This is a genomic window from Shewanella nanhaiensis, from assembly GCF_019457885.1.
Lineage (GTDB): Bacteria > Pseudomonadota > Gammaproteobacteria > Enterobacterales > Shewanellaceae > Shewanella > Shewanella nanhaiensis.
This window is the reverse complement of the sequence record NZ_JAHZST010000056.1, coordinates 1-636: the sequence shown is the minus strand read 5'-3', so window position 1 is coordinate 636 and position 636 is coordinate 1. Positions and strand designations below refer to the sequence as shown.

2 tRNA genes are annotated in these 636 nt (G+C 39.9%); both read right to left on the bottom strand.

The window, feature by feature from the left end:
* Positions 1 to 133: 133 nt before the first annotated feature.
* A tRNA-Ala gene (locus K0625_RS24310) sits at positions 134 to 209 on the bottom strand.
* A gap of 147 nt (positions 210 to 356) precedes the next feature.
* A tRNA-Ile gene (locus tag K0625_RS24305) sits at positions 357 to 433 on the bottom strand.
* Positions 434 to 636 lie beyond the last annotated feature (203 nt).

Below are 636 nucleotides of genomic sequence, written 5' to 3'. Positions count from 1 at the left end.
AACTCAATTATTTATTTCGCATTAATCGTTAAATTAATACTATCAGCTTTCCAAATTTTTAAAGAGCGGGCTTAAAAAAGCCAAAGATAAAGTGTTAGTTTATCTTTGGCATCTCTATCCATGAGCATGTATATGGTGGAGCTATGCGGGATCGAACCGCAGACCTCCTGCGTGCAAGGCAGGCGCTCTCCCAGCTGAGCTATAGCCCCATTTACATGCAGTTGAGAATATATCAAGTAACCAATTAACTATCACTAGTTAAATGGCGAAACCAATTCACATTCTAATCAAGGCAGTTTAATGCGACGTTTAGTTCACCTAAACGAGTATTAAACTAACAAAGAGTAGAAAAGAATTGGTGGGTCAGAGTGGACTTGAACCACCGACCTCACCCTTATCAGGGGTGCGCTCTAACCAGCTGAGCTACAGACCCATTCTTTTTGGTCTTTTAACCCTTACTCATCGTTACTCTCTTCATTTCTCAGTCATGTGCTAAAGCACACTCCCTTCGAGACTCATCAAGTGCCTTGATTAAGAATCAAAATCCTCAAAAATACCTTTCGATATATTTCTCTTTCTTTCTATCAAGTAATCTGTGTGAACACTCAAGCACACGGATGTGCTGTGTGCAATAAA